This window comes from Streptomyces recifensis, from assembly GCF_002154615.1.
In the GTDB taxonomy this organism is placed as follows: domain Bacteria; phylum Actinomycetota; class Actinomycetes; order Streptomycetales; family Streptomycetaceae; genus Streptomyces; species Streptomyces griseoluteus.
Genome location: NZ_MUNH01000459.1, coordinates 1 through 7,692 on the forward strand (window position 1 = coordinate 1; position 7,692 = coordinate 7,692).

The 7,692-nt window shown below is 71.4% G+C and carries 9 protein-coding genes; 4 read left to right on the top strand and 5 right to left on the bottom strand.

The window, feature by feature from the left end:
- The 4 genes from CCN33_RS22695 to CCN33_RS22710 all read left to right on the top strand — a co-directional run.
- On the top strand, positions 1 to 455 hold a 455-nt coding region (locus CCN33_RS22695), incomplete at its 5' end, for a DUF1349 domain-containing protein (protein WP_107483975.1).
- Between the two features lie 46 nt (positions 456 to 501).
- A complete protein-coding gene (locus CCN33_RS22700; RefSeq protein WP_208621844.1) occupies positions 502 to 1,005 on the top strand; it encodes a GNAT family N-acetyltransferase in 504 nt (167 codons plus the stop codon).
- Positions 1,006 to 1,079: 74 nt separating this feature from the next.
- On the top strand, positions 1,080 to 1,799 hold the full coding sequence (locus tag CCN33_RS22705; RefSeq protein WP_086695370.1) for a DsbA family oxidoreductase: 720 nt from the start codon (positions 1,080 to 1,082) through the stop codon (positions 1,797 to 1,799).
- A gap of 76 nt (positions 1,800 to 1,875) precedes the next feature.
- The gene (locus CCN33_RS22710; protein ID WP_086695378.1) at positions 1,876 to 2,937 is read left to right on the top strand and encodes an aminotransferase class V-fold PLP-dependent enzyme; all 1,062 of its coding nucleotides are present in this window, start codon (positions 1,876 to 1,878) and stop codon (positions 2,935 to 2,937) included.
- Between the two features lie 77 nt (positions 2,938 to 3,014).
- Here CCN33_RS22710 and thpD read toward each other — a convergent pair whose 3' ends face one another.
- From thpD to CCN33_RS22735, 5 genes are all read right to left on the bottom strand, one after another.
- A complete protein-coding gene (thpD, locus tag CCN33_RS22715; protein WP_086695371.1) occupies positions 3,015 to 3,914 on the bottom strand; it encodes an ectoine hydroxylase in 900 nt (299 codons plus the stop codon).
- A 5-nt stretch (positions 3,915 to 3,919) separates the two neighbouring features.
- Entirely contained in the window at positions 3,920 to 4,324 is a 405-nt protein-coding gene (locus CCN33_RS22720; RefSeq protein WP_086695372.1) for an ectoine synthase, read from the bottom strand.
- A gap of 86 nt (positions 4,325 to 4,410) precedes the next feature.
- Complete coding sequence (gene ectB, locus CCN33_RS22725; RefSeq protein WP_086695373.1) at positions 4,411 to 5,682, bottom strand: diaminobutyrate--2-oxoglutarate transaminase; 1,272 nt, start codon at positions 5,680 to 5,682, stop codon at positions 4,411 to 4,413.
- Positions 5,683 to 5,705: 23 nt separating this feature from the next.
- A complete protein-coding gene (gene ectA / locus CCN33_RS22730) occupies positions 5,706 to 6,224 on the bottom strand; it encodes a diaminobutyrate acetyltransferase (RefSeq protein ID WP_086695374.1) in 519 nt (172 codons plus the stop codon).
- A gap of 317 nt (positions 6,225 to 6,541) precedes the next feature.
- Positions 6,542 to 7,642 (bottom strand): pyridoxal-phosphate-dependent aminotransferase family protein, encoded by a 1,101-nt coding sequence (locus CCN33_RS22735; protein ID WP_086695375.1) that lies wholly within the window; start codon positions 7,640 to 7,642, stop codon positions 6,542 to 6,544.
- Positions 7,643 to 7,692: the final 50 nt, after the last annotated feature.

The window sequence follows — 7,692 nt, forward strand, 5'->3', positions numbered from 1 at the left end:
ACGCGCCCCGGCTGCTCGGGTCGCCCGAGGGCGACTTCCAGCTGATCGCCCGCGTCACGGTCGGCTTCAACGCCGCCTTCGACGCCGGGGTGCTCTACGTCCACGTCGGCGACCGGGCCTGGGCCAAGCTCTGCCTGGAGTACTCCCCGGACGTGCCCACCATCTGCACGGTGGTCACCCGTGGCCACTCCGACGACGCCAACTCCTTCACGGTGCCCGGCAGTTCCGTCTGGCTCAGGGTCAGCCGCACCGGCCGCGCGCTGGCCTTCCACGCCTCTCGCGACGGCGAACGCTGGACCTTCGTCCGCCTCTTCACCCTCGGCGACGAGAAGGAGACCGGCGCCGCCCTGATCGGCTTCATGACCCAGTCACCGCTCGGCGAGGGCTGCGTGGTGACCTACGACCACCTGGAGTTCCGGCCCGCGTGGCCCGCCGACCTGCGCGACGGGAGCTGAGGGCGAGGGTGGAACCTCACCCGTGCCGGGGCGCGTCCTCACCCTCATGATCAGTCACGAGACAGCGGGCGCCCTGGTGATCCGTCCGGCCGAGCCCGGTGAGGCCGAGGCCATCGCCGCCCTGCACGCGCGGGCCCGGGCGACGTACTACCCGGACGGGCTGCCGCCGTCCGACGTCGACTGGACGGATGCCTGGCGCGGGTCCGTCGAGCGGCCGGACGGGGAGGTGCTGTGCGGGGTGCGGGACGGCGAGATCGTCGCCATCGCCTCCTTCCGCACCCCCGAGGGGGAGCCGGCGGACACGGTGAAGCTGTACCAGTTCCACGTCTCGCCGGACCACTGGCGCGCGGGCCTCGGCAGCGCCCTGCACGCCGCCTGCGTCGAGCGGTGGCTCGCCGGGGGCAGGCGGGCCGCCGTGCTCGACGTGCACGTGGACAACCGGCGCGCGCAGGCGTTCTACGCCCGCCAGGGCTGGGTGCCCGACCCGGAGCGCCCGCCCGCCGAGGACGACCACCACCTGTTCCTGCGCTGGACCCCGCCGGGGGAATGAACCAACCTGCTTGAACGTTCACGTACCGGGCGGAGAGAGTCCCCGTCCGGTACGAGCGGAAGAGAGCCCTGAAGATGCGCGTCGAGATCTGGTCCGACATCGCCTGTCCCTGGTGCTACGTCGGCAAGGCACGCTTCGAGAAGGCGCTCGCCGCGTTCCCGCACCGTGACCAGGTCGAGGTCGTGCACCGCTCCTTCGAGCTGGACCCCGGCCGCGCCAAGGGCGACGTGCAGCCGGTACTCGACATGCTGACCCGGAAGTACGGCATGACCGCGGCGCAGGCCGAGGCCGGCGAGGACAACCTCGGCGCCCAGGCCGCCGCCGAGGGCCTCGACTACCGCACCCGCGGCCGCGACCACGGCAGCACCTTCGACCTGCACCGCCTGCTGCACTTCGCCAAGGAGCAGGGCAGGCAGGAGGCGCTGCTCGACCGGCTCTACCGGGCCAACTTCGCCGACGAGCAGTCGGTGTTCACCGGCGGCGACGACCACCTGGTACGGCTGGCCACCGAGGCCGGCCTGGACGCCGACGCCACCCGCGCGGTCCTCGCCGACCCCACCGCCTACGCCGACGAGGTCCGCGCCGACGAGCGCGAGGCCGCCGAGCTCGGCGCGAACGGCGTCCCCTTCTTCGTCCTCGACCGCACCTACGGCGTCTCCGGCGCCCAGCCCGCCGAGGTCTTCACCCGGGCCCTCACCCAGGCGTGGGGTGACCGCTCCCCGCTGAAGGCGGTTGTCCAGGACGACGCCGGCACCTGTGGCCCCGACGGCTGCGCGGTGCCCCAGCAGGGCTGACGCATAAGGGTTGCTTGGGTACACCCTGTAGAGATGCGTGATGGACGACGGCTTCCGGGCGCCGCACAGTGGAGTCATGGAGACCACGGAGACGTTCGAGAGCCTCGTCCGCGCCGAGTTCGCCCCGGTCGGCACCTTCCTCAACACCGCCAGCAACGGCCTGCTGCCCGCCCGCGCCGTCACAGCCCTGCACGACGCTGCCCTGCTGCGGGCGCAGGGGCAGCCGCTGACCGCGCTCTGGGACGACGTGGAGGCGTGCCGGGCCGCCTACGCCCGGCTCGCCGGAGTCCCCGTCGAGCGGGTCGCGCTCGGCGCCTCGGTCGCCGCGCACGGCGGTGTGCTCGCCGCCTCGCTGCCGTCCGGCGCCGAAGTCCTCACCGCCGAGGACGACTTCGCCTCCGTACCCAACCCGTTCCACGTCCGGGGAGACCTCAAGGTGCGCGCGGTGCCCGTGGAGCGGATCGCCGAGTCCGTCCGCCCCGGCACCGCGCTCGTCGCCGTCAGCGCCGCGCAGTCCGCCGACGGCAAGGTGGCCGACCTGCCCGCGCTGCGCGAGGCGGCCCGCACCCACGGCGCGCGTACGTACGTGGACTTCTCCCAGGCGGCCGGGTGGCTGCCGATGGACGCGGGGCAGTGGGACTTCACCGCGTCGGTGGCCTACAAGTGGCTGCTCGGTCCGCACGGCGCCGCCTTCTTCGTCGTCCCCGAGGACTTCGGCGGGCTCGACCCGCTGCTCGCGGGCTGGGTCGCGGGCGAGCGGCCCTGGGACAGCTGTTACGGCCCCGTCACCGAACTCGCCCGTTCCGCCCGGCGGTTCGACCTCAGCCCGGCCCTGTTCTGCTACCCGGCGCTGCGCCGCTCCCTGGAGCTGATCGAGGAACTGGGCGTGTCCGCGATCCACGCCCACGACACGGCCCTGGCCGACCGCTACCGGGCCGGGCTCGCCGCGCTGGGACACCAGGCGCTGCCCGCGCCGGGCTCCGCGATCGTCTCGGTGCCGGGCCTCGGCTCCCGTCAGCCGGAGCTGGGCCGCGCCGGCATCGAGGTGTCCGACCGGGCGGGCAACCTGCGCGCGTCCTTCCACCTCTACAACACCGAGGCGGACGTCGACCGCCTGCTGGACGCGCTGGCCGGCTGAGCCCGGACATGACCGGGCCGGTGCCTCTCGTCCCACACGAAGAGGCACCGGCCCGGTGACAAGGGGTCGGGCGAGGGCTACCGCACCGGAGTGAAGTCCCGCGCCCCGATGAACTCCGGCCGGCGCACCGGCGCCGCGAACGGCTCCACCGCCGTGTTCTCCACGCTGTTGAACACGATGAAGACGTTGCTGCGCGGGAACGGCGTGATGTTGTCGCCGGAACCGTGCATGCAGTTGCAGTCGAACCAGGTGGCCGAGCCCGCCGCGCCGGTGAACAGGCGGATGCCGTGCTCACTGGCCATCTCGGTCAGCGCCTCGTCGGACGGGGTGCCCGCGTCCTGCATCTGGAGCGACTTCTTGTAGTTGTCCTTCGGGGTGGCGCCCGCGCAGCCCAGGTAGGTCTTGTGCGACCCCGGCATGATCATGAGGCCGCCGTTGGTGTCGTGGTTCTCGGTCAGCGCGATCGAGACGGACACCGTACGCATGTTGGGCAGGCCGTCCTCGGCATGCCAGGTCTCGAAGTCCGAGTGCCAGTAGAAGCCGCTGGCACCGAAACCGGGCTTGACGTTGATCCGCGACTGGTGGACGTAGACGTCCGAGCCGAGGATCTGCCGGGCGCGGCCGACCACCCGCTCGTCGTGCACGAGGTTGGCGAACAGCTCACTGAGCCGGTGCACCTCGAACACGGAGCGGATCTCGCCGGACTGCGGCTCCACGATCGAGCGCTCGTCGGCGCGGATCGCCGGGTCGCCGACCAGCCGGTCCAGCTCACGCCGGTAGACCTGCACCTCGGCGGGGGTGATGATCTGGTCGACGGTGAGGAAGCCGTCGCGCTCGAACCCCTCCAGCTCGGCCGCCTGGATCGGGCCCGGCGTGTCCGGGGAACCCCAGACGACCGGGTCCTTGCGGGGGATGCGGACCTCGGTCGCGCCCCGGCTCGGGTAGAGGTCGGTGGGAATGGTGGTGAGCGTGGTCATGGTTCTCACACCTCCTCGGGCTCGGTGAGCAGCGGGTAGACGCCGTTCTCGTCGTGGTCCTCCCGGCCGGTCACGGGCGGGTTGAACACGCAGATGCAGCGGAAGTCCTCCTTCACCCGCAGCGTGTGGCGCTCGTGCCCGTTCAGCAGGTACATGGTGCCGGGCGTGATGGTGTACGCCTGCCCGTCCTCGTGGTCGGTCAGCTCGGCCTCGCCCTCGGTGCAGACGACGGCCTCGATGTGGTTGGCGTACCACATGGACGTCTCGGTCCCGGCGTACAGGACCGTCTCGTGCAGGGAGAAGCCGACCCGCTCCTTGGCGAGCACGATGCGCTTGCTCTCCCAGGTACCCGATTTGGCCTTCACATGCCGGTCGGTGCCCTCGATGTCCTTGAACGAACGGACGATCACGGTGTCTCCTCCTCTTTGCTAGCCGGTCGGACGGACTAGCTGGTCTGGCTGGTCAGGGGGTCTGGCCGGTCAGGCCCTCTTGCCGGTCAGGCGGTCTCCCGGACGGCGCGGGCGAGGATGCTCAGGCCCTCGTCCAGCTCCTCCGGGGTGATGGTCAGCGCGGGCAGCAGCTTGACGACCTCGCCCTGCGGGCCGGACGTCTCGATCAGCAGCCCCAGCTCGAAGGCGCGCTTGGCCACCCGCGAGGCACGGTCGCTGTGGTGGAACTCCAGGCCCCACACCAGCCCGCGTCCGCGGTACTCCTTCACGTCGGCGAGGTTCTCCTCGGTGATGGAGATCAGCTCGCGCTCGATCTGCTCGCCGCGCGTGCGGGTCTGCTTCTCCATCGCGGCGCCGTCGGCCCAGTACGTCTCCAGCGCGGCCGTGGCGGTGACGAACGCCGGGTTGTTGCCGCGGAAGGTGCCGTTGTGCTCGCCCGGCTCCCAGATGTCCAGCTCCGGCTTGAACAGGCACAGCGACATCGGCAGGCCGTAGCCGGAGATCGACTTGGAGACCGTGACGATGTCGGGGGTGATCCCCGCCTCCTCGAAGGAGAAGAACGGGCCGGTACGGCCGCAGCCCATCTGGATGTCGTCGACGATCAGCAGCATGTCCTGCCGCTCGCACAGCTCCTTCAGCGCGCGCAGCCACTCGGGCCGGGCCACGTTGATGCCGCCCTCGCCCTGCACGGTCTCCACGATCACCGCGGCGGGCTTGTTCAGGCCGGAGCCCTGGTCCTCCAGCAGCCGCTCGAACCACAGGAAGTCCGGCACGGTGCCGTCGAAGTAGTTGTCGAACGGCATCGGGGTGCCGTGTACGAGCGGGACGCCGGCGCCGGCCCGCTTGAAGGCGTTGCCGGTGACCGCGAGCGAGCCCAGCGACATGCCGTGGAAGGCGTTGGTGAAGGACACGATCGCCTCGCGCCCCTTCACCTTCCGGGCCAGCTTCAGGGCGGACTCCACCGCGTTGGTGCCCGTCGGCCCCGGGAACATGACCTTGTACGGCAGGTCGCGCGGCCGGAGCACCAGGTCCTGGAAGGTCTGGAGGAAGGTCCGCTTGGCCGTGGTCGACATGTCCAGGCCGTGGGTCACCCCGTCGCGCTCCAGATAGTCGATCAGCGCCCGTTTCAGCACCGGGTTGTTGTGGCCGTAGTTGAGTGAGCCGGCCCCGGCGAAGAAGTCGAGGTAGGCGTGGCCGTCCTCGTCGTACATCCTGCTGCCCCGTGCCTGGTCGAACACGACGGGCCAGCCGCGGCAGTAGCTGCGGACCTCGGACTCCACGGTCTCGAAGACGCTCAGGTCGGGCTGGGTGATGGTCACGGTGATTCGCTCCTCGGGGGACGTCAGTGCGCCGGGACGTGGGTCAGCGGGCCTATGCGGTAAAGGACTTCGGGGTCGTGCGGGCCGTCGGGGAACAGCTCCTCCGCAAACAGCACCTCGCGGGTCAGCCCGGCGCCGTGGCGCTCGGCGAACGAGGTGAACAGCCGCTCGGAGGCGGTGTTGCCGGGGGTGATGGTCGTCTCCACATCCGTCACGCCCTGCTCGGCGGCGAGCCGCGCGGTCAGCCCGTCCAGCAGCGCGGCGGCGATGCCCCTGCCGCGCTGGGAGCCGTCCACGGCCACCTGCCAGACGAGCAGCGTGTGCGGGCGGTCCGGGCGGACGTAGCCGGTGACGAACCCGACCGGCTCGCCGTCCGCGCCACGCGCCACCGCCGAGGTGCCGGCGAAGTCACGGCACCACAGCAGATAGCTGTACGAGGAGTTCAGGTCGAGAGTTTTCGAGTCCTTGGCGAGACGCCAGAGTGCGGCGCCGTCGGTGACCGCGGGTCTGTCGATGAGCAGGTCGGCGGATGCGGAAGTCATGCGGCCTGAATTTAGCGAGGTGAATTGCGAAATGCACGGCAGTGATCTCGGTGGGGTCCGGACCTCTCGGAGATATGCCGGATTTGACCTGGGTCGAACCAGGACAAAAGTCTCCTCATGTGGAGTGTGTCACAGGATGGAAACCCGTTGGAAATCGAAGTTGTTTAGCTCTGCAAAAACCGGGCAGGCTAAAAAGGCTGGGCCTGGACGAGTGAATTCACGGGGAATTTACGTCATATGGACAATTGGTTGGAGCGGTCGCCGGAAAAGAAAACGGCCCGCGCGAAATCGCGCGGGCCGCTCGTCGGTGCCGGGGGTCAGAGCAGGAGCTCGTCCACCGCCGCCATGGCCCCCTCCGGGTCCACCGTCAACCCGTGTGCGGCCAGTGCCGTGCCCAGTGCCGCCAGCGCGCGGCGCACCACCTGCGGCGTGGCGTCGGGCCCGTAGTGGTTCACCCGGATCATCTCCTTGGCCAGCGCCCCGCCACCGGCGGCGAGCGGCAGCCCCGGGTCGCTCTCCAGCGCCCGCGCCACCAGCTCCGAGGCCACCGTGCCCGCCGGTGCCCGCAGCGTGGTCGCCACCGGCGCCGCGTCCCGCTCCTTGCGCACATACGGCTGGAGGCCGCCGCCCAGGGCGAGCGCGCCCGCCCGCGTGGCCCGCGCGAGGTCGCGGTGCCGGGCCATCACCGTGTCCAGGCCGTCCGCCTCGATCCGCTCCATGCAGGCGTCCAGCGCCAGCATCTCCAACTGCGCCGGGGCGTGCGGCAGCGCCTTGCGGCCGCCGTCGATCCAGCGCTCCTTCCAGTCCAGCAGGGAGAGGTAGGAGCGGCGCGGCGCGGCGGGGTTGGCGGCCATCCGCTCCCAGGCCCGCTCGCTCACCGAGATCGCGGAGACCCCGGCGGGCCCGCCCATCGCCTTCTGGGCGCCGATCACGCACAGGTCCACGCCCCACGCGTCCGGCAGTACCGGCTCGGCGCCGACCGAGGCGACCGCGTCCAGGTAGAAGAGGGCGCCCTGCTCCCGCACCGCCTCGCCGATCTCCGCGACCGGGTTGGTGTTGCCGGTGGCCGCCTCCGCGTGCACCAGGGAGACGAAGTCGATCTCCGGGTGCTCGGCGAAGGCCGCCCGGACCTGGTCCGCGGTGACCGCCGAGTCGAAGGGCACCGCGAGGTCGTGCACGGTGGCGCCGGAGTCGCGCAGCCAGTCGCCGAAGGTCTGGCCGTACGGGCCGGTGATCACATTCAGCGCCACGGTGCCCGGGCCGGCGGCCGCGCGGATCGCGCCCTCCAGCGGCAGCAGCGCCTCGCCCTGGGTGATCAGCACGTCCTGCCGGGTCTCCAGCAGCCGGGCCACCCGGTCCTCGATGGCGGCGAACCGCGCGGCGGTCAGCGGGGGCAGGTCGAGGAGGGGATGGGTCACGGCGGGTGCCTTCTTCGCTCACGAGGTCCACGGGGCCGGCCCCGGCAGGC

Bases quoted from the DNA above. Each gene is read 5' to 3' on its own strand.
- CCN33_RS22700 (WP_208621844.1), top strand. From the start codon at position 502: ATGATCAGTCACGAGACAGCGGGCGCCCTGGTGATCCGTCCGGCCGAG.
- CCN33_RS22705 (WP_086695370.1), top strand. From the start codon at position 1,080: ATGCGCGTCGAGATCTGGTCCGACATCGCCTGTCCCTGGTGCTACGTC.
- CCN33_RS22710 (WP_086695378.1), top strand. From the start codon at position 1,876: ATGGAGACCACGGAGACGTTCGAGAGCCTCGTCCGCGCCGAGTTCGCC.
- thpD (WP_086695371.1), bottom strand. From the start codon at position 3,914: ATGACCACGCTCACCACCATTCCCACCGACCTCTACCCGAGCCGGGGC.
- ectA (WP_086695374.1), bottom strand. From the start codon at position 6,224: ATGACTTCCGCATCCGCCGACCTGCTCATCGACAGACCCGCGGTCACC.